This is a genomic window from Mesorhizobium sp. ZC-5, assembly GCF_025753855.1.
Taxonomy (GTDB): Bacteria; Pseudomonadota; Alphaproteobacteria; order Rhizobiales; family Rhizobiaceae; genus Neomesorhizobium.
Genome location: NZ_JAOWPT010000008.1, coordinates 46010 through 71380 on the forward strand (window position 1 = coordinate 46010; position 25371 = coordinate 71380).

Here is a 25371-nt window from a genome sequence, read left to right on the forward strand (position 1 = left end):
TACGGTAAGGTTTTGTTAAGGGTTGGTGCCGATAGTCGTGCGTAACTTGAGGGAGAAATCCCACTTCGAAAATCCCATTCGAAGAGTTCAAGTCCCCGTGTAAACAGCTTCGACCTCAGGCGCCCTTCATGGGCGCCTTTTTTCTTGGAAAATGTATCAGAGCAGGGCTTCGCGGTCGCGCATCAATGCGCCGGAAAGCAGGATGACCGGCACCAGCGCGGTGAGGATGATGACGATCGCCGCGACCGCGCCTTCTTCCGGAACGCCGCGCGACGCGTTCTCGTAAACGTATGTGGCCAGCGTGTTGAAGCCGAAGGGCCGAAGCAGGATGGTTGCCGAAAGCTCCTTGATCGTGTCGACGAAGACCAGCACCGCGGCGGTGAAGATGGCCGGCCTCAACAGCGGCAGCAACACCCGGGCAGCGCTCCGCGCCGGCGTCTGGCCGAGACTGCGCGCCGCCTCGTCGAGATGCGGCGGCAGCTTTTCCATGCCGGAATGGATCGCGCCTTCGGCGAGCGCCAGGAAGCGGATCGTGCAGGCAAGCACGACCGCGCCCGCCGAACCGGTCAGCAAAAGGCCGGTCGACACTCCGAAATTCGCCCGCATGAAGCCGTCGAGCGTGTTGTCGAAATGGGCCAGCACGAAAAGCAGCCCGAGCCCGAGCACACCACCCGGCAGTGCATAGCCCACCGCCGCAAGTCTGACCGCCACCATGATTGATCGTGACCGCGACAGCCTGACCGCATTGATCAGGAATAGCGCCAGCACGATGGTGATCAAGGCGGTCGCCGTGGCCGTGACGAGACTGTTGATGAAGGCGTCGGCAAGCGCCGGCGAGAAAAACTGGTCGAGGCGCCGCGAAGCGTATTGCCCGAACACCAGCAGCGGAATGCCGAAGCCGGTCAGCACCGGAAGTGCCACGGCGAACGCTGCGCCGAGCCCTGCGAGGCCGGAAAGCCGCGTGCGCGGTGGATAGGCTCGCATGTGGGTTGCCCGGCTGGTGTAAAATCTCTGGTTGCGGCGGGCCCAGTGTTCGGCGAGCAGGATCAGGAAGACCAGCACCAGCATCAGGAGAGCGATCTGGGCTCCGCCTTCGAGGCTGCCGCGCGCCAGCCACGTCGTGTAGACGGAGAAGGTGAGCGTGCGCACACCGAGATATTCCGAAGCGCCGATATCGTTGATCGTCTCCATCAGCACCAGTGCGACGCCGGCAATGATCGCCGGCCGCGCCACCGGCAGCAGCACCTTCCAGAACACCTTCGCCGGCCTTGCCCCCAGCGTGCGTGCGACATCGGCGATGTTGCGGCCCTGCATCAGGAACACGATGCGCGTGGTGAGATAGACGTAAGGGTAGAGTACCGAGGCGAGCACGAAGGCTGCCCCGGGCGTCGAGCGGATGTCAGGGAACCAGTAATCATGGATGGTCTGGAAATCGAAAACCGTCCGGATTAGGGTCTGTACCGGGCCGGAAAAATGAAAGAACTCGCCGAATGCATAGGCGGCGAGATAGGGAGGCACCGCGAGCGGCAGCACCAGAGCCCATGAAAAGACGCGGCGCAGCGGGAACTCGAAAGCAACCACCAGCCAGGCGCCGATGACGCCGATGATCGATGTCGCCGCCGCCACCAGCGCCAGAAGCAGGAGCGTTGTCCGGCTGGCGCCGGGCAGCACGTTCGTCACCAGGTGCGGCCAGTCCTCGCCGGTGCCGCCAAGCGCCACGATGGCCAGCGACACGATCGGCAGCAGCACCAACGCCGACAGGGTTACGGCGAGCCCCTGCACGTAGGGATGCCAGTTGCGTTTCACACGCAACGCGCCAACCCCTTCGACCTGCTGGATGACTGCCATCGACTGTCCTGCGACGCGGAAAGGCCGGGCGTGTTCGGCCCGGCCCTTTCTTTTTCTATTCGGCCATTTTAGCTCGAAGGACCATCGTCGAGACCGACACGGTCGACCATTTCGGAAGCGGCCTTGCGGTTCTTGGCGATGTCGGCAAGCGGCAGCGTATCGGACTTGAGTTCTCCGAATGCCTTCACCACGTCAGACGGCGCGAGGCCGGGTTCGACGGGATATTCGAAGTTCTTTTCTGCATAGACCTGCTGTGCCTCGTGGCTCGCCAGGAACTGCACGAGCTTCACCGCATTGTCGCGGTTCGGCGCATTCTTGGCCAGCGCGATGCCCGATATGTTCACATGGGTGAGGCCGTTCTCGAAGGTCGGGAAGATCACGTTGATGGCGTTGCCCCACTCCTTCTCCTTCGGCTCTTTCTCGTTGGTGCGCATCAGGCCGACATAATAGGTGTTGCCGAGTGCGACATCGCACTCGCCCGCCGCGATGGCGCCGGCCTGCGGACGGTCGCCGCCATCGGGCTTCTTGGCGAGATTGGCCTTGAGGCCCTTCAGCCACTCTTCGGTCTTTTCCGCCCCCCAATGCTCGATCGCAGCCGAAAACAGCGCCAGATTGTAGTCGTGCTGGCCCGAGCGGATGCAGATCTTGCCCTTCCATTTCGGGTCGGCGAGGTCGGCATAGGTGATCGCGGTGTCTTTCACGCGGTCCTTCGAAGTGTAGACGACGCGCGCGCGCTTGGTGACTCCGAACCAATGGCCTTCCGGATCGCGATATTCCGCAGGCAGCAGCTTGTTGACGGTGTCGTCGACGAGCGGCTGGGTGATGCCCTTTTCCTTGGCGGCCGTGAGGCGGGCGATGTCGACCGTCATGATGACGTCGGCCGGCGAGTTTGCGCCTTCCGCCGCAACACGCTCTTCCAGACCTTTGTCGAGGAACAGCACTTCCGTCTTGATACCGGTTTCGGCGGTAAAGGCGTCGAGCACCGGCTGGATCAGCTCCGGCTGACGATAGGTGTAGACATTGACGGTGCCGTCGGCGAGCGCCGAGGTTGCGAAAAGCGCGGCGAATGCAAAGCCGGCGCCAGCCTTAAAGGCGTTTCCAATCTTCATCGGTCTCTCCTGCCAAGGGATTGAATGTGTTGGCGTTCATACAAAGTTAGTTCCTCGCGGAACGCCTCCCTATCGTCAATTTGACTAACACGGTCAAGATTAAAATGAAACAATTTCAATAGTTTAGAAACGTTCTAAAGTTGAACTTTTCATGGCACTTTCAATGGTTTGGGATTTGCCGGATATGTCTTGCGGCCGACGATCACGCTGAATTGTTCGACTAAAGAAGGTTGACCGCCCATTCGTTCGCAACGAGCAGGCGGAATGCTGCCAGGGCAGGTTGAATTCAGTCCGCCAGAACGCGTGTCGATGGAAAAGTGATCTCGACCAGTGTGCCTTCGCCGGGTGTCGATGCGATCGAGAATTTCGCCCGGTTCGCCTCGACCATCGCCTTGGTGAGCGGCAGCCCCAGGCCCGTGCCGTCGCCGCGCCCCCGCTTCAGCGCGTTGATCTGCTTGAACGGCTTCAGAGCCTGCTCGATCTCGGCCTGGCTCATGCCGATACCCGTATCGCGCACCCGCATGACGATGTCGCCGGAAGGTTCGTAAGCGGTGGACACGATCACCTGGCCGCCGGCCTGCGTGTAGCGCACCGCGTTAGAGAGGAGGTTGAGCGCGATCTGCCGCACGCTGCGCAGGTCGGCGACCACTTCCGGCAGCCGCGAGGCGAAACTCGATCGGATGATGACGCGTTCGCGATTGGCTTGCGGCTGCATCATCGCGACTGTCTCCGACAGCGTGTCGTTCAGCGACACCGCCTCGTAAGCCATCTCCTGTTCGCCCGCTTCGATCTTGGAGATGTCGAGCAGGTCGTTGACGAGATCGAGGACGTGGTTGCCCGAGCGGTTGATGTCGCGCAGATAGTCGCGGTAGCGGTCGTTGCCGATCGGTCCGAACTTTTCGTCGATCATCAGTTCCGAAAAGCCGATGATGGCGTTGAGCGGCGTCCGGATCTCGTGGCTGACCCGGGCGAGGAAATCGGTCTTCTGCGATGACGTGCGCTCCGCTTGAGCGCGCGCCTGCGTCAGTTCTTCCTCGGCCCGCTTCCATTGCGTGATGTCGCGCACGACGGCGCAGAAGCCGCTGTCGTTGGGCAGGCGCCCAATGGTCATGAACAGCGGAATGAAGCGGCCCTCCGCCTCGCGTCCGATCACCTCGCGCCCGTCGTTCAGGACGCTGGCGACGCCATTTTCGGAAAGGCCGGCAAGGTAGTCACGCGCGGAACGCTGGCTCTCTATGGCAAAGAGCGAGACGAATTGCTTGCCGATCACATCGTCATTGTCGAAGCCGAACAGCGCTTCTGCCGCCCGGCTGATCGATCGGATGGAGCCGTCATTGGCGATCAGCACGACGCCGTCGGTCGCGGTATCGACGATCGCCCGCATTTCGGCGATACGGTTTTCCAGATCGGCTTCTTCCACGAGGCGGGGTTGTGCAGCAGCAGCCTCCTCGACAGGCTCCGGCGTCGCTATAACGGGTTCGCTGCGGCTCAAGGCCAAGAGCAGCGCCTTGCCGCCGTGCCACGGCACCGATTGCAGATGCGCCTCGACCGGGAACTCGTCGCCGCCGCGCGTCAAAAGCCGCATCTTGCGCTCGCCGGCGTCCGCGTCTTCCGCGTAGGGTTCGCCGAAAAGCGTGTCGAGGCCGCCGCTTTCCGAGAGATCCTCGATGGATGCGTAGCCGGTCAGTTGCAGAAATTCGCCATTCGCGTAATGCAAATCGTCGCCCGAATGGATCAGCACCGGCACCGGCAGTTTTGCCAGGATCGAGGTATCGGCGGCGGCATGTTCGCCAGCCGTGGTACCGCCCGCCGGAAACGCCGATGGCATGAACCCGCTGGTGCGGAGTTCCGGAGCGGCAGGTTCCGCTGGCTCGCTGCCTTCCGCAACCGGGATTTCCGCGTCAGGCTCGGCTTGTTGCCGTTCGCCGGTTGGAACTTGATGCGCTGTATGGGCGTCGTCAGTTGCAGCTTCCGTGACGATCTCGTCCGCGGGCGCCCGTGCGGCCGGCGTTTCGACGGCTGCCTCGTCCGCGGCAGGCTTCCCGGCTTCAAGCGGCGCCACCGCAACCGGACCGACGGAAACGGGCTGCGACGTTGCGTCAGCGGTGACGGCTGGCGTCGAGTCTTCCGCATCCACCGTGGCCGGTGCTTCCTCGGCTGGAGCGCTCTCCTTCTTCAACCGGTCGCCGATTTCGCGGAACGCATTGCGCTCGACCGATGTCAGCCCCTTGTCGTTGGCCGGCGCACGGTGTTCGGCGAGCCGGATGACCTTGTCGCTGAAGCGGCGTTCTTGCTTGGGCACGATGGTCAGCGCTGGAACCTCGCCCTTGAACGGGTCGACCTGCTTCCTGTCCGCCGGCTCCGTGACGGCCTCGTTGCCGATCGAGGCCGCAGGCTCCGTCGCGCCGGGGGCGGACGCGGTCTCCGGCGCCGGGGTTGGCATCAGCGCCAGGCCGAGTGCTTCCGGGTCGGGCACGGCATCGCCGCCGCGCGCGACGCCGAAGCCGCGAAAACCCTCGAAATTTCGCTCGCGGCCATAGACCGGCAGCGCGGCGAGATCGACGGGTATGCGCAGGTCTGTGCCGCTGACCGGCCACAGCACGGAGCGGCCCGACCAGGTGTCGCGGCGGTCGAGCAGGCCGGAGATTTCGCCGGCCGAATCGAATCCGAAGATCGTCGCGATGTCGCGGAACTTGCGCCCCACAATGTCCGCCGCCGGACCGCCGACCGCGCGGGCGAATTCCGGTGAGATGGCGTTGAAGTTTCCGTCGGCGTCGGTGCGCCAGGCAAAACGCACCGGCGTGGTTTCGCGTTCGAACGCCGGCATCTGCGCAATGGCTGCGGGAGCAGCGCCGTTGTCCTGGGTGACCGGCGGCTGCGAAATCTCGGCGGGCGGCGTCCTGTCGGTGTTGAAATACCAGCGTTCATCCTGGCATGCCGGCTTGCCGCCGGTGGCCGGCGCGCTGGTGTTGCCGGGGCGCCGGTCGTCGTTTCCTGCCGCGTCGCGGGTTCCGTTCCGCGATCCGGGCTCGATGGTTTCGGATGCCGGGATCTGTGATCCTGTATTTTCAGAAACCGTTGCTTGGACGCCGGCCTCGTCTTGAACGGCGTCCTGGATCTCGTCGATGACCACCAGCAGATGCAGGGCCGGCGCATCGGTCAGCCGCGCGAAGCCGGCGGGCAGGCGTCCGCTTCTTGCCGGGATCAGCCGCTTCACCAGCCGGTCGGCGTCGTTCTTCACCTCGGCGACAAGGCCGGTGAGCGTCTCGGCGGCGATGCCGAGTTCGCTGAATCCCGGCGGCGCCGCGACGATTGTTCCGCCGCTATCGACCAAAGCCGCGAAATGGCCGGGCTCGTTGAGGCCGCCGATCGTCCTCTCGGCGCGCTGCTGTTCGCTGTGCGAAGCGGTTCGCCCCGCCGGCACCGCCAGCAGGATCGCCTGTTCGCCGTCCGGCAAGGTGATCGCGCTGGCGAGGAACGATACCGCCTGGCTGGTCATCCCGGTCGCCAGCCTGACGGCAAGGCCCTTGTCGCGGCCGATGTCGGGATAGCCGGCCGTCGCCATGATCTGGCGGCGGGCGACCAGACCGAGCCGTGTCGAAGCGCCGATGATAGCTTCGATGTCGGGATACCCGAAAACCGCGGCGCCCGGTCCGTTGGCCCAGATCACCTCCTCGAGGTCGGTCGACAGGATGGCGAGCGAATCCCCGGCGGCGAAACGCTCGCGCACGTCGTCAAGAACGACGATGTCGATGAAGGAATATGTCGCTGACGGCATATAGCTGACCGGACTTGCCCTTGCGCGTTGCGGCTGGCGCCTTTGCTTAATGCTTCGTTAATAAAAGCTGCGGGCCGTAAGGTCCAGAAAACAGCGTGTTTGCCCAACGGAAATTCGGTGGGCGTGGTTAATCGGTGTCTGAAAATTTGGTGCGACGCAGCAAAAATATTGCAACGCACAAAAATATGCTCTATATCGGGATACAGAATAAATGGGCGCGGGCAAACAACCATCGCCAATCAGAAGGATAGGGAAATGACCAAGACAGCCGTGAAAACCGCAGAAACCATTGAGAATATTGAATTCCCGACGTTTGATACCGGCAAGGCCACCGACCAGCTCCGCACCTTTGCCGAAAAGGGCGTCGAGCAGTCGAAGGAAGCCTATGCCAAGCTGAAGGCCGGTGCCGAGGAGACCCAGAAGACCCTCGAGTCGACCTTCGAGACCGCCAAGTCGGCTGGCAGCGAGTTGTCGCTCAAGACGATTTCGGCCCTGCGTGCCAATGCCGAAGCCAATTTCTCGCATCTCGAGGCCCTCGTCGGCGTCAAGTCGCTGTCGGAACTCGTCGAGTTGCAGACCGCCTTCCTGCGCAAGCGCGTCGAAATGACCGTCGAGCAGACCAAGGAACTGCAGAGCCTGACCACCAAGGCCGCGACCGATGTGTCGAAGCCGGTCAAGGACGCTTTCGAGAAGGCGTTCAAGGAACTCAAGGTCGCCTGATTCGTTCTGGCGACAAGTGATGCCCGGAAGGCGAAACCCTCCTCCCTTCGCCTGACGGACAGGCCAGCACCTCCTCCCGCTGGCCATGCATGGAAAAAGGCCGGATCCTCCCCCGGCCTTTTTCTTTGACACTCGCATGGTGGGTATTGCAGCGTCCCTGTGGAGCATCGGCGAAACAGATTGTCGCGCCTCCACGCCATCGGTCTTGAAATGCGCATGGTTTGTCCGTAAAGGACGCTTCGCCAGACGCTGGCATGCGCGGTTGTAGCTCAGTTGGTTAGAGCGCCGGATTGTGGATCCGGAGGTCGGTGGTTCGAGCCCACCCAACCGTACCAGTTGTCCCAAGCGCCCGAACCCTTCAAATTGCCGCTGCCCGCAACCGCCGCATGCTCTAGCTCGACGTGCGCAAAGCCTCTTCGAGAAACGGCAGGGACCTGTCCATGCGGTAACCGACAGCGGTGTGGTCGTCGGGGAATTCCTCGTAAGTGTGTGCGATTTTCAGCCTGTCCAATTCGCGATGCAGGCGGCGTGACCCATAGTGCAGCGCGAATTGGTCCCGATCCCCGCAATCGATATAGATGCCTTTGAGCCGACGCAAATTGGCAGCGTACTTTTCCGCCAGCAACGCTGGATCGTGGGTCAGCCAATTGCTCCAGCGCTCGTGGATGAGTTCGCCGGTATAAAGATCGAATGGCAAGCGGATGCCCAAATAGACTGAAGGATCGGGATCGTAAGACGCGGCCATCGCGACCAAATTGATGACGGCTTGTTCGTCTTCGCTGGGTTTTTGCGACCCTTCGAAATGGATCATGAATTTCTCGATCGAACGATCATGCTTGGAAAGTTCGTTCAAAACCTTCGCAGTGTCGTGCAGATAGCAAAGTTCGAAGGCCATGTCGCCCGAATGGCAAGCTAGGGCCGCCCATACATCGGATCGCCGCATGCCATGTATTATGGCGCCGTAACCGCCGGACGATTTGCCGAATATTCCCCGATTGCCAGCCCCGCCACAATTGAAGCGGTCTTCGACGAACGGCACCACTTCGTCGACCAGATAGTCCTCGTAACGGCCGATGGCGGCCGAATTGATGTACTGGTTTCCGCCCAGGCGCGAATAGCAGTCGGGAAAAGCCACCACCACTGGTCCCATTTTGCCTTCGCCGATCAGTCGGTCCAGACGCTCCGGCACATTTTCCGTGAAGGCGCGCCAATTCGTATGCGACAGGCCTGAGCCGGTGAACCCGGCGAGATCGACCAGCAGGGGCAGTTTCGAACCCTTGCTGTAGCCAGCTGGTGTATAGACGTGCAGCTCGCGCTCGGTCGGATCTCCTTGCAGGTTTCCTTTGAGCATTTCGCTGGCCAGTGTCAGGCGGTGCACCTGCCCGCGCCCAACGGTTTTGTTCCGTCGCATATTTTGCTCTCCGATGATTCACCCAGCTCAAATCGCCGGCTTCCGCTCCCTCAGCCGCCGCGCGGAAACGTGTCCTGCAGCCACTTTTTCGGCAGCGCCGGCACGAAATTTCCATCCCGCCCCGTCATGTCGTCGTTGGCGATGATCGCGTTGAGGATTGCTTCCTCGATCGACTGGATGACGGCGTCGAAGAAGCGGTCGATGTCGACATCGGGCACGAATTCGGCCCGTGCCATCACGCCCTGCGGCGCCTGCGCCGCCTGTGGATTGGCTGTGGAAAAGGCGAGGAAGATGTCGCCGGAGCTGTGGTAGCCGTAACCGCCGGTCATGGCGATGCCGAGCGGCACCCGCCGCGCCAGCCGCTTCAGCTGATGCGGCAGGAATGGCGCATCGGTGGCGATGACCGCGATGATCGAGCCCTTTTCCATGCGCGGCGTGCCTTCCCGCACCGCCGGTTCGACGAGGTCGTTTCCGCATCGGTTGCCCCTTATCGTGATGTTCCAGCGCTTGCCGAAATTGGCCTGCACGAAGGCTCCTACGGTGAATTTTCGATCCTCCCACTTGACCAGCCGCGACGCGGTTCCCGAGCCGGCCTTGAAGCCGAACGAGATCATGCCGGTGCCGCCGCCGACGCTGCCCTCCTCGACCGGTCCGGACACCGCGCCGTCGAGTGCGGCGGCGACATGCTCGGTGGTGACATGGTGGCCGTTGATGTCGTTCAGGAAGCCGTCATAGGTCTCCGCCGCCACCGGCAGGCCCCAACTGCTGTCCAGTGAGCCGGGCATAAGCTGGTGCATCCAGCGCAGCGTCGCATCCCGGGTGACGCCGCAGGAGTGTGTATTGGTGATCGTTACGGGAAAATTGAAGGCGCCCACTTCCTCGATCAGATGCGATCCGGTCAGTTCGCCATTGCCGTTCTGGCTGAACATGCCGGCGAAGACCGGAATCTCCAGTTCGGCTTTCGGCCTGGGCAGGATCGCGGTGACCCCGGTGCGAACCGGTCCCTGGCCGACGACCAGCGGGCCATCGCCGGCAATCAGCGTCGCATAGCCGACGGAAACGCCGGCGACGTCGGTGATCGCGTTGAACCGGCCGGGTTCGCCGTCGAATGCGATGCCGAAACTCCTGGCGCGCGGCTTGCCCGCCGGCGTCTTCTCGTGATGCGGATCGACGGTCATTCCAGGGGCCTCAAAACAGTGAGCCCTGGCTACCGGGCTCCTTGGCCTTTGTCACGGGCCGCGGCTTTGCCCGGCCTTCGCCGCTGGTGGCGATAGCGGTCGCCTTGCCGTCGGCGAAGCGCAGGCGCAGCGCATCGCCCGGCTTCACCTCGGCCGCGCGCTTGATCAGTTCGCCCGACGAATCGAGCACCAGCGCGTAGCCGCGTTCGAGGATCGATTGCTCCGAGAGCTTCAGCGTCGACAGCAGGCGGTCGGCCTGGGTGAGACGGGTCCGCAGGCCGTCCAACTGAAGCGAGACGACTTGCTCGTGGCGCCGCGACGCAAGAACAAGCCGGTCGCGCGCCGAATATACCGCGCGCAGCAGTGGGTTGATGGTGATCCTCGCCTGGGCGGCTTCGAAGCGGCGTTTTTTGAGCGCCAGCGAAGCGCTCGCGCATTTTGGCAATTGCTCGGAAGCCCGCAGGAATTTCACCCGCCTCTCGCGGGCGATGCCGCGCAGTGCCGCCTGCGCCCTCAGTACATCGCGGTCGGTCAGCTTGCGCCATTCGTCGATGCGCCGCGACAACGTCGCTGGCGACAGCTTGATGCCGCCGAGGCGCGCCCGCTTGCGTTCGGTGTTGACGATGAGCCCGCGGCCAAGCCGGCCGGTCACTTCGTCGAAATGCCGCCGCGGCAATGCCAGCAATTGGTCGGCCGTGGGCAGCGCGCGCGACGCGGCGCGCAGGGTCTGCTTGCGTCGGTCGATCGAACGCGTCACGCAGGCCCTGAGCCGCGCCGCGAGGCTCGCCAGCGTCGCCTCCAGTTCGGCCTTCACCGGCACTGCGATCTCGGCCGCACCCGTGGGCGTCGGTGCGCGCACATCGGCGACGAGGTCGATCAGCGTCCAGTCTGTTTCGTGGCCGACCGCCGAAATCACCGGGATTCTGGACGCAGCGACCGCACGCGCCAGCCCTTCGTCGTTAAAGCCCCAGAGGTCTTCCAGGCTGCCGCCGCCGCGCGCCACGATCAGCACGTCGGGACGCTTGATGGCATCGCCGAACGACAGCGCGTTGAACCCGTTGACCGCTGCCGCCACTTCGGCACCCGCCGTCTCGCCTTGGACGCGCACCGGCCAGACCAGCACATGCAGCGGAAAGCGGTCCGCGATGCGGTGCAGGATATCGCGGATGACGGCGCCCGTTGGCGAAGTGATGACGCCGATCGTCATCGGCATGTGGGGCAGGGGCCGCTTGCGATCCTTCTCGAACAGGCCCTCGGCGGCGAGCCGCCGCTTGCGTTCCTCGAGCAGCGCCATCAACGCCCCCGCACCCGCCGGCTCCAGGCTGTCGATGACGATCTGATAGTTCGACTTGCCGGGATAGGTGGTCAGCTTGCCGGTGGCGATCACCTCCATCCCTTCCTCGGGACGGAATTTGAGCCGGCTCATCGTCGTGCGCCAGACCACCGCTTCCAGCCGCGCGCGATCGTCCTTCAGCGCGAAATAGGCATGGCCGGAGGAATGCGGGCCGCGGTAGCCGGAAATCTCGCCGCGCACCCGCACATTGCCGAAGGCGTCCTCGACGGTGCGCTTCAGCGCGCCGGAAATCTCGCTCACCGTGTATTCGGTGGCGTTGGTCTTCGAATCGGCGGTGAAAATGTCGCTCATGCCGGAATTGGCGCGCGCCGGAGGGCCAAGGTCAAGAGCTTCGCTCTTCGTGCGTTGAAACCTCCCGCGCTCGGCCGCCGCCGGTGCCTACCAGCCCGGCATGACGTGGCTCGGCTTCAGCCTGCGGCCGCGCAGGGCGGCCATTGCGGCGAAGTCGAACGTGCCGGCATCCTCGGCCAACGGCACCGAAATGTTGTCCAGGCTCTCTGTGATGTGGCGCGCCAGGGCGTCGACGATCTCCGGCTTCGACGAATGGCCGCGCATGATGCCGATCTTGATGTCGGGCAGCGGGCTGAACCCGTCGGCTTCGCCCAGCACCCGCATGCCGGGCCGCAGCGCGCATTCCGGCAGAACGGAGATCGCCAAGCCGGACATGACCGCAGCGATGATGACGGTCGCCGACCAGCTGGTGAACAGCACGCGGTATTCCCGGCTCGACGCGTCCAGCGCGTCGCAGGCGTGGCGGCGCCATTGGCAGGTCGGCCTCCCGAAGGCGAGCGGCAGCGATTCCTGCTCATGTGTCAGGTGGTTGGCCGACGTCACCCACAGCAGCGGCTCGCGCCGGACCACTTCCGACTGGCTGCGCGTCCCGTCATGCGTCACCAGCGCGAGGTCGAGATTGCCGCGCTTGATGTGCTCGACGAGATTGAAGGTCGGTTCGCACACCACCGACAGTTCGACCCGCGGGTTGGAGCGCGAGAAACGCGCCATGATCTCCGGCAGGAAGCGGTCGGCATAATCGTCCGGCGTTCCGATGCGGATATGGCCCTCAAGGCTGGAATCGTCGAACGCGGCAAGCGTCTCGCGATTCAGCCGGATCATTCGCCGCGCATAGGAGAGCAGCTTCTCGCCCTCTTCGCTGAGCTTGTTGGTGCGGCCGTCCTTCTCGAACAGCGGCTTGCCAATGCGCTCTTCCAGGCGCCGCATCTGCATGGACACCGCCGACTGGGTGCGGTGCACCTCGTCGGCCGCCTTGGTGAAACTGCCGGTATCGGCAATCTGGATGAAGGTCTGCAACTGGTCGAGATCGAGCGGTGCGGCCATTGGGATCAATCCATCATCAATGTTGATGCTAAAGATTAAAAACATTCGTTAGACTAATCAATAGGCCGCTGGCAATCTCCAACCCGTCCACGAAGACGTGTGTGAATCGCACAGGAACGGCCGCATCCTCCCGGCGCCGTTCTTGCGTGGATTCGCGCCCGTCAGGCCTGATGAAAAGGAGAAACGGCCATGACGACACTCGACCACAGCACCCCGGCGATGCACCCTGCAACGCGTCCGGCTCTCGTGACCCGTGCCGTCAACGCCGTATCGATTTTTTATCGCAGCTGGAAAAATCGCCGCGAGTTTTATCATCTCGGCAATATGTCGGATGCCGAACTGGCCGATATCGGCCTGACCCGCGCCGACCTCCACGTAGCGGTGAGGTCGCCATTCGATTTCGATCCGACCGCGCAACTCGGCGCGTTGGCGAAAGCGCGTGCCGAAGCCGGCGAAGATGCCGCGCGCCGGGTCTGCTGAAGACGCTCACGAAGGGTTCTGCAGGCATTTCCCCCACACTCCCCTCACCGGTTTCCCGCCGGTTGCCTGCAATCCTGCCCGGCCTCCCTGCGAGGCCGGGCTTTTTCTTGCTCAGGCACCGGTAATTTTGCCAGTTAGCGAGTTATGCCCGTTAATCCCGTTTTCCACAGGGCCGCAGGGGTTGGCGCTGCCCGAAACCTGGCATACCGTTGGGTCAACTTAAGTCCCATTGATTGACCCGGACTGGTCGACGGATCGAAATCTTGGGGTAGCTTGAGGCCCGTGCCGGACAGGCATGCAGGCGGCTTCGGTCGCAGGCGAGTTTGGTCGGAGACCCACGGGGAGCCATCGCCACGGTTGCAAACGCGAACGATGGACCGATGCTGCCATGAAAGCCGGACAATGCTTTCGATGGTGCGCTGAGCGAAGCCTTCACCGGTTGCGCGGGCGCGGTCTGGAACGGGCGTATCTCAAAAGGAAACGAACCGCTCAGGCCGTCAACATCAAGGCCATTTCGGTGGGCTTGAATTGACAGGGAGGCGCTGGGAGAAATCCCGGCGCTTTCTCCTTTTTGGGACTAGGCCGACCTGTTGGCGGATTGCTGCTGAGCCAATGCAAGTCTGGCGGAAGGCGCGGGAACTGCACGCCCGAGGTCCTGCGCTGCCTCCATCCACACGGTGATGGCATCCTGCACGTTCGCAAGCGCTTGTTCCGGCGTCTCGCCGTCGCTCATGCAGCCAGGCAGGTCAGGCACGATCGCCGAAAACCCACCTCCGTCTTCGGATGGCAACGGCGCGATGATAATCGGATACTCAAGCCTGCTCATAGTTTCTCGTTGGCCTCGTCGATGAAGGCTACCAGCTTGCGAATATATACGGGTTTGATGGGGCGTTTGAAAGGCACCGTCAAAATCTGCGGCAGGTTGGCGTGAAACACCTTGTAATGTGATCCACCAGATCGTGGCGGTTCACATCGAACACCGGTCTCGCGACACACCGCAGCGACATCGTGGATGGACCAGTCGCCTCTGGGATTACGGCGCATCTGGTCCAGCTCACAGGCGAAACTTGCCTACCGATACCGGTCCATTCCCTTGGTGAACTGGTCGAAGATCGACTCCACGCCCTTCTGGTAGTCGTCGCGCTGCTTACTGCCGGTCTCGAACATCTTGCCGAACAGGTCGTCATAGGGGTTGCTGGCGCGGCCAGACGGGTTGGCGCGGGGTTGTGGCGCGGGTTCCGGCTCAGGCTGCCGCCCGCGGGCCTGGCCGCCGCCCAGCATCTCCTCGAAGATCTTCCCCAGCGGGTTGTCGCCATAAGGGTTTTGCTGCGGGGCCTGCTGGCGGGTTTGCGGCTGCTGCGCCGCACCGCCGCCGAACATGTCCTGCAACACCTTGCCGAAGGGATTGTCGAACGGGTTCGCAGGCTGTTGCGGCGCCTGGCGCTGTTGCGGCTGTGGCGATTGCGGAACGCCAAAACCGCCGCCCTGCTTCATCATCTGCTCGATGATCTCCTGCAGCGGATTGCCGCCGCCGCCGGGGAAACCGCTGGCCGCCTGCATCTGCCCGGTCGACTGCTTGAACAGACCCCCCATCACCATCGAGGCGATCACCGGCAGCATCTGTTGCAGCACCTGCTGGCCGATGCCGGTCGCCTGCGCCGCCTGGCTGGCGACGGCGCGAGAAAGCTCCTTCGAGCCGAACAGATGGCCGAGGATGCCGTTGCCTTCATCGACGCCTTGCGGCGCAAAGGCCTTTGATGCGTCCTCGAAATATTTGGCGTGCTGGCCGCTCGCCATGGCGGTCAGGAACGAGCCGACCCCGTAGGGGTCCGACGTGTTGCGTTTCAGCCCTTGGCTGAATGCCGGTAGCAGCGCCTCGACGGCCAACTGCGTCTGCTGCTGCGATAAGTTGAACTGCCTGGCCAGCATCTCGATGCCGTGGCCGTTCTGGGCATTCGCCAGCGTGTCGAAAAGGGTGGGCATGACGGTTTCTCCTCGCAAGCCGTATCCGGTTGCTGGAAACCTAGCCGAAACCGCGCCGTCCGCCTATGGGGTGGTTCGCCATGCCCTCCAGAACATCAGCTATACCAGTTCAATTTGAAGCCCCACCTTCCCACATCGTAAGCAAAGGCCAGCCCCCAATAAAAGATAAAGTAGGATCCACCCGCCAGCAGAGCGGCTGCGCTGAACTGCTCCAGTTTGCCCGGATGCCGCGACGCCCAGTTGGCAATTCGCTTGGAAAACGGCACCAACAACAGCAAGAAGAGCAGGACCATCACCAGGATCTGCCCGATACCCTGGACGGCCATCACTGCACCGCCATAGAGCGAGTTTTCCGAAGCCGCCGCATATGCAAGAAAATCACGGAATACCGGAAACGGACGTCCGACGGCAAACAATCCGACAAGCACCCCCATCAGACCTGCCTTGGTCAGCGGGGAAGCAAAAAAGCGAAGCAATCCCTTCGGAAGCCTCGTTATCACTCTGTCCAGAAACCCGAAGGAAATAAGCCCCCAAACAAACAAAACACCGCCGAGTGCTGTGAAAATAATCTGCGCCTGAGCCAGGCGGTTCGGTCTCTCATTGAACACGCCGATGCGTTCCGCCCCAAGGGTGCCGATATACGCGCCGTATACAAAGCAGACCAGGAGCACGCTGAGCGTGAAGACTCCGAGAGCTTTGAGCGCGAGCTGGCGAGGAGATCCGGCCCCATCGGATGAACACGCCAATCCGGGGAGCATGGCAAACACGACGCAGTTGCATGCCGTAAAGGTGGCAGCCAGGCCGGCGACGATCGCAAAGATAAAACCAAATCCTACGCCCTGTTCGTTATAGGAGCCGGACAGGCGCTCCGTATCGCCAATCGTCTGACCGGCAACGAAATCTTTTCCGAAGCCGTCCACCCAGTGGTAGTTCCAAAAGCCCGCTATCAAGACACCCAGCACAATCGCGCACAATGCCCACAGCAAGCGGCTCCGGTGGTTGGGGAACAATCCGCTGAATGTTGTTTCTCCGACTATATGGCTGTCCGTCATTTCGTAGCCTCCTCGTGCGATCCATTCCACGCGATGAACCCCGGACCTGAACGGCCGTTTGCGGCAGCCATGGCAAGGGCAATGTTTTCGGCTTAGAGCGATGCAACACCGACATTCGAGATAATGACGCGCTGCGGTGCACGGGCACGCTCTAATCGATGAGCTGGTCGAACTAGTCGGTGAAGTGGCGAATTCGAGCCGCTCGGGTGGCAAGCATTGTTATCGCCACCTGTGAGGAGGCGCCGAACGGCATTCGCTCAAGCCGACGGCGACCGGTTTGCTCTCGTGAGCATACTCTGCGAACAGGACGCAGCGTTTGTGATCGTGAAGAATTGGCGGAGGCTATTGCCCGGCCCGGGGCTCTTCCGGCAACCGGTATCTCCGCCCTCAGTAGGCATATTCCAGGAACACAGGTTCGATCGAGCCGCCCCAGCGCGTGTGGAAGGCGTTGCGCATTTCTTCGGCGCTTGTGGTGCCGCGTGCCACCACTTCGTCCAGCGGCGACAGGAAATTGGTTTCGTCGTAATCGTCGCGGTTGAGGCGCGCGCGGTTCTTGAGACCCTTACGCGAAATGGCCAGCACGTCGCGGGCGACATCGCGCAGGTTGCCTGTGCGGAATTCCGCACCGATGCCGGCGGCCGGCACCGCGTCGCGCATGGCGAGCACTTCGTCATAGGTCCAGTCCGCCGTCAGCATCTCGGCCGCGTCGAGCGCCTCTTCGTCATAGAGCAGGCCGACCCAGAACGCTGGCAGCGCGCAGATGCGCCGCCAGGGGCCGCCGTCGGCGCCGCGCATCTCGAGGAAGCGCTTCAGGCGCACGTCCGGGAACAGCGTCGAGAGATGGTTTGCCCAGTCGCCCATCGTCGGCACGCCCTGCGGCACCGAATTGCGCAGCGCGCCATCCATGAATTGGCGGAAGGTGACGTGGGTGACGTCGTGGTAGTGGCCGTCGCGGATGACGAAATACATCGGCACGTCGAGCGCCCATTCGACATAGTCGGCGAAGCCGAATTCCGGCGAGAAGCAGAACTCGAGCAGCCCGGAGCGCTGGTTGTCGGTGTCGCGCCAGATTTCGCCGCGCCAGCTTTGCAGCCCGTTCGGCCGACCCTCGGTGAACGGCGAGTTGGCGAACAGCGCCGTCGACAGCGGCTGCAGCTTCAACGAAACCTGCATTTTGCGGCGCATGTCGGCTTCGGAGGAAAAATCGAGATTCACCTGGATCGTGCAGGTGCGGTACATCATGTCGAGGCCCTGCTTGCCCACCTTCGGCATGTAGCGCGTCATGATCTCGTAGCGCGATTTCGGCATTTTTGGCGTTTCGGCGAGCGTCCATTTCGGGCTGCCGCCGAGGCCGAGGAAACGGATGCCCAGTGGCTCGGCGATTTCGCGCAACTGCGCCAGGTGTGCGTTGCCCTCGCGGCAGGTCTGGTGGATCGTCTCGAGCGGCGCGCCGGAAAGCTCGAACTGGCCGCCGGGTTCCAGCGAGATGGCACCCTGGCCGGTCGGCTCGACCAACCCGATGATGCGGCCGTCATCGACGATCGGATCCCAGCCGAGTGTCCGCTGCATGCCTTCCAGCAGCGCGCGGATGCCGCGTTCGCCGCCATAAGGCACGGGGCTGTTGCCGTCGATATAGAAGGGAAATTTCTCGTGCTCGGTGCCGATCCGCCACTTGTCCCGCGGTTTGTTGCCCTCGGCCAGATAGTCGACCAGCTCGTCGACGCTTTCGATGGGCCGGAAATCGGTCGTGTCGCGCGCCATGAAATCCTCCAAGCCGGCTGAATGGTGGCGTGTGATGGACGAAATGTCAGTAGCCAATCAAGCAAAAAATCCTGATCGAGGCTTCAACAAGGATTGATCTGCCTTGACTTGAGGAAGCTCGGCAATCACCCGCGCCGCCATGGGCACTTTCGAACGCACTTGCACTCCTGGCTCTGCACGGCTAGGTAAAGGCACCAGGCCGGGCCCCTCTGGCAGCTCCAGCGAGCTGCGATGTCGGACTGGAAGTCCAACCAGGCCCGGCTTTCATGAAATACATTTCAGCGATGATCGACTGACGTAATGCGGGACAGCCCCGCGTCGTTGCAGCGTCACGCCCATGCACAGCCGGCGCCCCAGCCAAAAGGGTGCCAAGAAAATGTCAGAACTGTTTACTCCGGAAGCGTTGTCCGCGCTTCTTCAAGTCATCATGATCGATCTTGTGCTGGCCGGCGACAACGCCATCGTCATCGGCCTGGCCGCCGCCGGCCTGCCGAAGGACCAGCGTGCCAAGGCCATTCTGATCGGCATCATCGCCGCCACCGTGTTGCGCATCGGCTTCGCCGCCGCCACGACCCAATTGCTGCAGATCGTCGGTCTGCTGCTCGCTGGCGGCGTACTGCTGCTCTGGGTATGCTGGAAGATGTGGCGCGAGCTTCGCACCACCCATGCCGAGGAGACGGAAGGCGCCGAAGCGCTCTCCGGTCAGGACCTCAACAAGGATGGAACGATCGCCGGTGGCGCGCCGCGCAAGACCTTCGCGCAGGCGGCCTGGCAGATCGTCATCGCCGATGTGTCGATGTCGCTCGACAACGTGCTTGCTGTCGCCGGCGCGGCGCGCCATCACCCGGAAATCCTCGTCTTCGGCTTGGTCCTGTCGATTGCCCTCATGGGTATCGCTGCCAGCTTCATCGCCCGCTTGCTGCAAAAACATCGCTGGATCGCCTATGTGGGCCTGGCCATCATTCTCTACGTCTCGGTGGAAATGATCTGGCGCGGCACTGTGGAAGTGATGGCCGCCGTCGGAACCTGATCTCCTTTTGAAACGGCGCCGCTTCGCGGCGCCGTTTCAGGCAACGGTGCCTGTCACCAATCCCCGATCGTCGACTGGATGATTGCGAGTGCCGCCACCGCCGCGGTGTCGGCGCGCAGGATGCGCGGTCCGAGCGGGATCGGCGTCACGAAGGGCAGGGCGCGCAGCTGCCGCCGCTCTTCCTCGGAAAATCCGCCTTCGGGCCCGATCAGCAGGCCGAGCTTGCGTCCGGTAATTGCGTTCAGGATCGGCACCGGATTGTTGGTGTCGGCGCTTTCATCGCAGAAGATGAGTTGCCGTCCCGGCTCCCATTCCCACAGCACCCGGTCGAGCTTGACCACTTCGGCCACCCGCGGGATCGCCAGGATGCCGCATTGCTCGGCCGCTTCGATGACGTTCGCCCGCAGCCGGTCGACGCCTACCGTCGACATCTGCGTGTGCTGGGTGATCACGGGCTGCAGCAGGCCGGCACCCATCTCGACCGCCTTCTGCACGAGATAGTCCAGCCGCCCCTGCTTCAGCGGCGCGAAACAATAGACGAGATCGGGATGTTCCGGCTGGACGCGCGTCTGCGTCACCGGCGCCAGCGTCACCCGCTTTTTCGCCACTGCCGCGACCTGCGCCAGCCATTCGCCGTCGCGGCCGTTGAAGAGAAGCAGCTGCGCCCCGGCGCCGAGCCGCAGGACGTTGGCAAGATAATGGCTTTGCTGGGGATCGGCCTCGATCTCGAGGCCCTGGGCAAGGTCGAGCGGCACGAAAAGCCGCTGCATCCGGTAGTTTGCGCGCATGAGCGGGAGACATGCTGTAGCGGGGGCTTGCGGTCAAGTCCCCGTGGAAGACATCGGGTCGAAGCGGGGCCTGCGGGCTTCGACGTTTTTTGCTAAAATCTGTTGGGAAAGCCGGCCACCTGGGAACAATGTCGATTATCCGGCTGTAAGGAGACGGGGCGATGGACATTCGATCGACACTGACGGAACTGTGCAAGGCTTTCAACGCGCACGATCTCGATCGCATCATGGCGCTCTTTTCCGACGACTGTGTCCTGGAGATGCCGAGGGGAAACAAGCCCTGGGGGTCCCGTGCCGAAGGCAAGCCGAACGTACGGGACGCGCTGGCGACACGTTTTGAAGGCCTGCCGGACGTCCACTACGGCGATGAGGATCATTTCGTGGATTCGGCTGCCGACACCGGCATCTCGAAATGGACGCTCACCGGCACCACCCGCGATGGGAAGAGAACTGAGGTCCGAGGGTGTGATTTCTACACGTTCCGCGACGGCAAGGTGATCCGCAAGGACTCATACTGGAAAATTGTTGAGTAAATCCCGAAAAGCAGATTGCCGGACGGAAGGGACGTTGCGTGCCGGCAATCTGCTTACTCCACGATAGCGCGTGGAAGTATATTAACATTTACTAATGTGGTTGGTTCCCAAGGGAGCTAAAACACTGCGGCCAGAGCCATGCCGCCATCGTCTCAATTCGTGGTCGTCTACCTTCTGTGGCGTGGCGGCGAAGAGAGCCCCTTCAGCTGGGTTTTGTCGACGACGCCAGACGGGCTTCTAGCGTCCGCTCTTGCGTTTCTTCAAATGATTCCCTAAGTTTGTTCACTGTTTGTTTCGAGGGGGCGAAACGAATGATCTCTTATGTTGTTCGTGTTCTCGGTATTGTGGTCGTTGTCCTTCAGGCTGGATGCGGCGCGCAGATTGCGGCGCTCCACGGCATTCCTGTCGTCAATCCCGCGGATTCCGAAGCGGTTTTTGCCGGAACTAGACTGGTCACCGATTCTCACGAAGGATCCATCACGGTGATGGGTCCGACGATCTTCCATGACCATGATTTGCTAAAAAACACTTATACGATCCGCGCTTGGGTCAACCCAAGCAAGCCAGAACTGAATAACCGCTTCCAGGTCTTGGTCCGCGCCTTCTTCCCGAAGCGGGTCTATCTCAAGCAGGCCTTCTCCGAAGGCGAACCGCTTGGCACCAATGTCATCGACCGCGAGCGCGTTGATTGTGGCCCGGATTGCGCCGTTGTCGAGACGGTCGGTATCGACATTAGAGCGGACGACATGGCTCACTATGCCGATAGCGGCTTGTCATTCGAGGTCGTGGGACGTCGCGACAAGGTCGTTATGACGATCCCCTCCACCTACATCGAAGCCGTCTTGCGATTCTACAAACAATACCAACGGGGCGGACCGTCTGCCCGCGTCGCTGCTAGTCGGCGGCCGTCGGATGCCATACCGGCGCATATCCCGAGACAAGTGTCGCGATCGTTGTTGGCGCCGTGATGAGCGCCAGCAATGCAGCGTCAAGCTGTGCTGTCGCCACAGGCAACCCATAACCCCGGAAGCTCCAGGGCAACAGGCGGCCGCCTTTCAACGCGTAAGGCTGGCCGCCTGACGCAATCATCGCGCCATCGGGCAACCCGGCGAGTTCGTCGAGGGTCAAGGCCTTGCGCTTGCCGCCCGATGCCCAGCGTTCCTTGTGCAGCCGCTTGTCGATCGCCGGAGCCCGTGGCTCGGTTATACCGAACGCCTCACCGAACCGCGCCACGAAATCCCTGGCGCGCTCGCGCTGGCAGAAGAAGCAGGGCCGGTGCCCGGCGGCGAGCGCCGTCACCTCGTCCATGAAGAAGAGTTCCGTCCAGCCGGGTTTGCCGATCCCATTGGGGCCGCCGGGCCGGTTGCGCCCCATCGGTTCCCGCTTCCTGCCCTTGAATTCGCAGACGCAGATGATCCAGGCTTGCAGAGCCCAGCGCTTTTTCAAGAGGGTCCTGGTTTCGGGGTCGTGGATGATGCCGCGGTTGCCGGTGAACATGCCGCGCTCCGCCACGGCATGGATCTGCCCGAAGGGGTCGACACGGTTCTGAAGTGGCATAAAGTTTCCTTGTTGGCTGGAAAACAGGCTTCATGATACTGCTCCCGGCGTTCATTTCATGTCAGGAGTGTCATGCGGGTTCTCGTTGTCCAGAACTATGACGATACCGGGCTTGGCCAGGTCGGTGCCGCACTCGACGAAGCCGGCGCCGAAATAGATATCCGCAACGCGCATCGCGGCGAAGCTTTCCCCGAAAACGCCGGGGAGCATGACGCGCTGATCGTGCTCGGCGGTGGCCAGAACGCCCTCGACGACGCCAACTACCCGTATTTTCCCGCCCTGCTCGACCTGATGCGGGGCTTCGTCGATGCCGACAAGGCGGTTCTCGGTATCTGTCTCGGCAGCCAGTTGCTGGCGCGCGCCTATGGCGGAAAGAACCAGGTCGGCGGCGCCCGCGAGTTCGGCTGGCATCAGGTTGCGTTGACTGCCGAGGCCGCCGGCGATCCCGTGCTCGGACGCCTCGCCGGGGAATTCCCCGTTTTCCAGTGGCACGACGACACGTTCAGCCTGCCCGACGGCGCGGTGCGGCTGGCCGGCAGTGCGGTGGCCGCCAACCAGGCTTTCAGGGTGGGCCGTGCAGGCTATGCCATCCAGTTCCATTTCGAGGCCGACCGCAAGCTGGTTCGCGGCTGGAACGAGGCCTTCGCGCCGATCATCGCTGCCCGCAATCCAGACTGGATCGCCCGTTTCGAGGACGAAGCGGCGCGCCACGGGCCGCTTGCCGACGCCACCGGGATGGAGATCGCCCGCGCATGGGTGAGGGCGGTTCGCCCGGCCTGATCGTTCCGGCCGTTTACTCCGCGGCCACCAGCGTCCTCTTGCCGGCAATCCCTTTCGGCTTCGGCCCGCCATAAGCCCAATCGAGCAGTTCGACCGTATGCACGATCGGCATGCCGGCTCGGTCGGCGATCTGCGTGATGCAGCCGATGTTGCCGGTGGCAACGAGATCGGCGCCTGTGGCGGCGAGGTTCTTCACCTTGCGGTCGCGCAGTTTCGCCGAAATCTCCGGCTGCATGATGTTATAGGTGCCGGCCGAGCCGCAGCAGAGGTGACCCTCGCGCGGCTCGCGCACCGTGAATCCGGCCTTGGCCAGCAACTCCTTCGGCTGGCGGATGATCTTCTGGCCGTGCTGCATGGAACAGGCGGAATGATAGGCGACCGCAAGGCCGGACTTTTCGGCCGGTTCCGGCAGGTCGAGTGTCGCCAGGAACTCGGTCACGTCCTTGGCCCGCGCCGACACCCGCGCTGCCTTCTCGGCATAGGCCGGGTCGAGCCGCAGCATGAAGCCGTAATCCTTGATGGTGGTGCCGCAGCCCGACGCGGTGATCACGATGGCGTCTAGGCCTCCACCGTCGATTTCGCGCGTCCAGGTGTCGACGTTCTGCCGCGCCGAATGCAGGGCGGCCTCCTCGCGTCCCATGTGATGCACCAGCGCGCCGCAACAGCCTTCGCCTTCTGGCACCACCACCTCGACGCCGAGCCGGGTCATGAGCCGGATCGCCGCCTCGTTGATGCCGGGCTCCAGCACCGGCTGCGCGCAGCCGGTGAGGATGGCGACGCGTTTCTTTTCGCGCCCGCCTGCTGCCGCTGGATAAACCGCCGGCAATGCCATGGGTGACTTCGGTGGCACCGAAGCCGGCGCCAGCGCCAGCATCGCTGCCAGCGGCTTCAATGGCTTGATCGATCGAAGCAGGCCGGCGAAAGGCCGGCCGAGCGCCGCCAGTTTCAGCGCCGCGCGAAAGCGGGCGGGATAGGGCAGCACCATAGCGAGCACGCCGCGCGTCAGCCGGTTGACGACCGGCCGCTTGTAGGTCTTTTCGATGTGGGCCCGAGCGTGGTCGACCAGGTGCATGTAGTTGACGCCCGAAGGGCAGGTGGTCATGCAGGCGAGACAGGACAAGCAGCGGTCGATATGGGTGACGATCTGCTCGTCAGCCGGGCGGCCGTTCTCCAGCATGTCCTTGATCAGGTAGATTCTTCCACGCGGCGAATCCAGCTCGTTGCCGAGCGTTACATAGGTCGGGCAGGTCGCGGTGCAGAACCCGCAATGCACGCAGTTGCGCAGGATCTTTTCCGATTCCGCGAAGTGCGGATCGGCAAGCTGCGCCAGCGTAAAATTGGTCTGCATCTACCGCTCCTGGGTCTGAACCTGGGACGCTTCGTCCGCACCTGCCGCCATCCGCCCGGGGTTGAGGATCCCCTTCGGATCGAACTCGTTCTTCAGCCGCGCCGAAAGCGCCGCCAGGGCCGGCGGCTGCGGCTCGAACACCGGCGTCGCGGCGCGCCATTGCAGGCCGGCGCGCACCAGCGTCGCATGGCCGCCGCCGAGATTTTTCACCAGCCGGCGCACCGTCTCGGCTTCCGGATCGCTCTCCATGCGCAGCCAGATCAGGCCGCCCTGCCAATCGTAGAAGGCGTCGGCCCCTGCCTCCATGCGCAGCGCTGACACCATCCTGTGTCCCTGCGACGGTGCCATCGACACGCGCCACACCGGCCGCTCGCTGCCGTCGGCGAACGGTGCGCAGTCGCGGATCTCGCGCCAGAGGTTGCGTGACGCATCGGCGCCGATCTCCTCCAGCCCGGGTGCAGCCTTGAGCAGGTCCTTCAGTTTGGCCAGGCGGTAGGCGACGGATGGCCCGAAACCTTCGAGGCGCAGCAGGGTCGCCGGGCTGCCCGCGAAGGCGCCATCCAGAACCCGACCGGCGATGTTTTCCGGCAGGTGCGCCGCGCTCGCGACTTCGGCGCTGGAACCAAGCGCCAGCGCCATGGCCGATGCCGCCGCGTCGTCCATCAGTCCGCGCAGCGCAAGCGTGGTCTCGGTCTCGGCGGCCGGCAACACCTTGAAGGTCACGGTGGTCAGCGCCGCAAGCGTGCCCCACGAGCCGGCCAGCGCCTTGGAAAGATCGTAGCCGGTGACGTTCTTCACCACGCGGCCGCCGGACTTGAACGCCTCGCCGCGCCCGGATACCGCCTCGATGCCGAGGATGTGGTCGCGCGCGGCCCCCGCTTTCAGCCGGCGCGGACCCGAAAGATTGGCGGCGAGCACGCCACCGATGGTGCCGCGCCCGGCTACGCCGCCGAGCAGGGGGCCGTAATCCATCGGCTCGAACGCGAATTGCTGCTTGTTGTCGGCAAGCAGCCTCTCGATCTCGGCCAGCGGTGTGCCTGCTTTCGCCGACAGCACCAGCTCTTCCGGCTCGTAGAGCGTGACGCCCGACAGGCCGGAGAGATCGAGCGTATGCGCCGCCTGCACGGGAAGGCCGATGCCGCGCTTGGAGCCATGGCCGACGATTTCCAGTGGCTGCTCCTCCGCCAGCGCCCACTGGACGGCGGAGAGGGTTTCGGCGGCGGAGGTGGGCGTGAAGGTCGTCATGGGTGAAGGGCTCTTGAGAGGAGGTCGCGTTCCTTCGCGCCCCCCTCTGTCCTGCCGGACATCTCCCCCACACGGGGGGAG

General features: G+C 63.2%; 21 protein-coding genes and 1 tRNA gene. 7 read left to right on the forward strand and 15 right to left on the reverse strand.

Annotated elements, in window-relative coordinates; all coding sequences use genetic code 11:
• Positions 1–156: 156 nt before the first annotated feature.
• The 3 genes from OHD58_RS20110 to OHD58_RS20120 form a co-directional block, all read right to left on the reverse strand.
• The gene (locus OHD58_RS20110; protein ID WP_263805157.1) at positions 157–1848 is read right to left on the reverse strand and encodes an ABC transporter permease; all 1692 of its coding nucleotides are present in this window, start codon (positions 1846–1848) and stop codon (positions 157–159) included.
• A 68-nt stretch (positions 1849–1916) separates the two neighbouring features.
• Entirely contained in the window at positions 1917–2957 is a 1041-nt protein-coding gene (locus OHD58_RS20115) for a Fe(3+) ABC transporter substrate-binding protein (protein WP_263805158.1), read from the reverse strand.
• A gap of 286 nt (positions 2958–3243) precedes the next feature.
• Positions 3244–6735, reverse strand: a complete 3492-nt coding sequence (locus OHD58_RS20120; RefSeq protein ID WP_263805159.1) for a PAS domain S-box protein — start codon at positions 6733–6735, stop codon at positions 3244–3246.
• Between the two features lie 255 nt (positions 6736–6990).
• Here OHD58_RS20120 and OHD58_RS20125 point away from each other — a divergent pair, with 255 nt between their 5' ends.
• Positions 6991–7455 carry a phasin gene (locus OHD58_RS20125; protein ID WP_263805161.1) on the forward strand — a complete coding sequence of 155 codons (465 nt, stop codon included), beginning with the start codon at positions 6991–6993 and terminating at the stop codon, positions 7453–7455.
• A 258-nt stretch (positions 7456–7713) separates the two neighbouring features.
• A tRNA-His gene (locus OHD58_RS20130) sits at positions 7714–7790 on the forward strand.
• Positions 7791–7846: 56 nt separating this feature from the next.
• Here OHD58_RS20130 and OHD58_RS20135 read toward each other — a convergent pair.
• The 4 genes from OHD58_RS20135 to OHD58_RS20150 form a co-directional block, all read right to left on the reverse strand.
• The gene (locus OHD58_RS20135) at positions 7847–8866 is read right to left on the reverse strand and encodes an alpha/beta hydrolase (RefSeq protein WP_263805163.1); all 1020 of its coding nucleotides are present in this window, start codon (positions 8864–8866) and stop codon (positions 7847–7849) included.
• Between the two features lie 50 nt (positions 8867–8916).
• Entirely contained in the window at positions 8917–10044 is a 1128-nt protein-coding gene (locus OHD58_RS20140) for a P1 family peptidase (protein ID WP_263805164.1), read from the reverse strand.
• A gap of 10 nt (positions 10045–10054) precedes the next feature.
• Positions 10055–11689: an exodeoxyribonuclease VII large subunit gene (gene xseA, locus OHD58_RS20145; RefSeq protein WP_263805165.1), complete on the reverse strand. Its 1635-nt coding sequence runs from the start codon at positions 11687–11689 to the stop codon at positions 10055–10057.
• 87 nt (positions 11690–11776) lie between these two features.
• Positions 11777–12733 (reverse strand): LysR substrate-binding domain-containing protein, encoded by a 957-nt coding sequence (locus OHD58_RS20150; protein WP_263805166.1) that lies wholly within the window; start codon positions 12731–12733, stop codon positions 11777–11779.
• A gap of 189 nt (positions 12734–12922) precedes the next feature.
• Between OHD58_RS20150 and OHD58_RS20155 the strand changes: the two genes are divergently transcribed.
• On the forward strand, positions 12923–13213 hold the full coding sequence (locus tag OHD58_RS20155; RefSeq protein ID WP_263805168.1) for a DUF1127 domain-containing protein: 291 nt from the start codon (positions 12923–12925) through the stop codon (positions 13211–13213).
• A gap of 577 nt (positions 13214–13790) precedes the next feature.
• Here the strand turns inward: OHD58_RS20155 and OHD58_RS20160 are convergent.
• The 4 genes from OHD58_RS20160 to OHD58_RS20175 all read right to left on the reverse strand — a co-directional run bounded on the left by OHD58_RS20160 (position 13791) and on the right by OHD58_RS20175 (position 18009).
• Complete coding sequence (locus tag OHD58_RS20160) at positions 13791–14039, reverse strand: type II toxin-antitoxin system HicB family antitoxin (protein WP_263805170.1); 249 nt, start codon at positions 14037–14039, stop codon at positions 13791–13793.
• Positions 14040–14284: 245 nt separating this feature from the next.
• Positions 14285–15196, reverse strand: coding sequence for a DUF937 domain-containing protein (locus OHD58_RS20165; RefSeq protein ID WP_263805171.1), 912 nt, complete (start codon positions 15194–15196; stop codon positions 14285–14287).
• Positions 15197–15291: 95 nt separating this feature from the next.
• Entirely contained in the window at positions 15292–16248 is a 957-nt protein-coding gene (locus tag OHD58_RS20170; RefSeq protein ID WP_263805172.1) for a hypothetical protein, read from the reverse strand.
• A 387-nt stretch (positions 16249–16635) separates the two neighbouring features.
• Positions 16636–18009, reverse strand: a complete 1374-nt coding sequence (locus OHD58_RS20175) for a glutamate--cysteine ligase (RefSeq protein WP_263805173.1) — start codon at positions 18007–18009, stop codon at positions 16636–16638.
• A gap of 376 nt (positions 18010–18385) precedes the next feature.
• Here OHD58_RS20175 and OHD58_RS20180 point away from each other — a divergent pair, with 376 nt between their 5' ends.
• Entirely contained in the window at positions 18386–19039 is a 654-nt protein-coding gene (locus OHD58_RS20180; RefSeq protein ID WP_263805175.1) for a TerC family protein, read from the forward strand.
• A 53-nt stretch (positions 19040–19092) separates the two neighbouring features.
• Here the strand turns inward: OHD58_RS20180 and OHD58_RS20185 are convergent, their stop codons facing one another.
• Positions 19093–19827 (reverse strand): 16S rRNA (uracil(1498)-N(3))-methyltransferase, encoded by a 735-nt coding sequence (locus tag OHD58_RS20185; protein ID WP_263805176.1) that lies wholly within the window; start codon positions 19825–19827, stop codon positions 19093–19095.
• A gap of 161 nt (positions 19828–19988) precedes the next feature.
• Between OHD58_RS20185 and OHD58_RS20190 the strand changes: the two genes are divergently transcribed.
• Positions 19989–20360: a nuclear transport factor 2 family protein gene (locus tag OHD58_RS20190; protein ID WP_263805177.1), complete on the forward strand. Its 372-nt coding sequence runs from the start codon at positions 19989–19991 to the stop codon at positions 20358–20360.
• A gap of 311 nt (positions 20361–20671) precedes the next feature.
• Complete coding sequence (locus OHD58_RS20195) at positions 20672–21328, forward strand: hypothetical protein (protein ID WP_263805179.1); 657 nt, start codon at positions 20672–20674, stop codon at positions 21326–21328.
• Here OHD58_RS20195 and OHD58_RS20200 read toward each other — a convergent pair.
• The gene (locus tag OHD58_RS20200) at positions 21255–21917 is read right to left on the reverse strand and encodes a hypothetical protein (RefSeq protein ID WP_263805181.1); all 663 of its coding nucleotides are present in this window, start codon (positions 21915–21917) and stop codon (positions 21255–21257) included. The genes OHD58_RS20195 and OHD58_RS20200 overlap by 74 nt on opposite strands.
• A gap of 72 nt (positions 21918–21989) precedes the next feature.
• Here OHD58_RS20200 and OHD58_RS20205 point away from each other — a divergent pair, with 72 nt between their 5' ends.
• Positions 21990–22697: a type 1 glutamine amidotransferase gene (locus OHD58_RS20205; protein ID WP_263805182.1), complete on the forward strand. Its 708-nt coding sequence runs from the start codon at positions 21990–21992 to the stop codon at positions 22695–22697.
• Between the two features lie 13 nt (positions 22698–22710).
• Here the strand turns inward: OHD58_RS20205 and glcF are convergent, their stop codons facing one another.
• Positions 22711–24045, reverse strand: coding sequence for a glycolate oxidase subunit GlcF (glcF, locus tag OHD58_RS20210; protein ID WP_263805184.1), 1335 nt, complete (start codon positions 24043–24045; stop codon positions 22711–22713).
• Positions 24046–25290, reverse strand: coding sequence for an FAD-binding protein (locus OHD58_RS20215; protein WP_263805185.1), 1245 nt, complete (start codon positions 25288–25290; stop codon positions 24046–24048).
• Positions 25291–25371 lie beyond the last annotated feature (81 nt).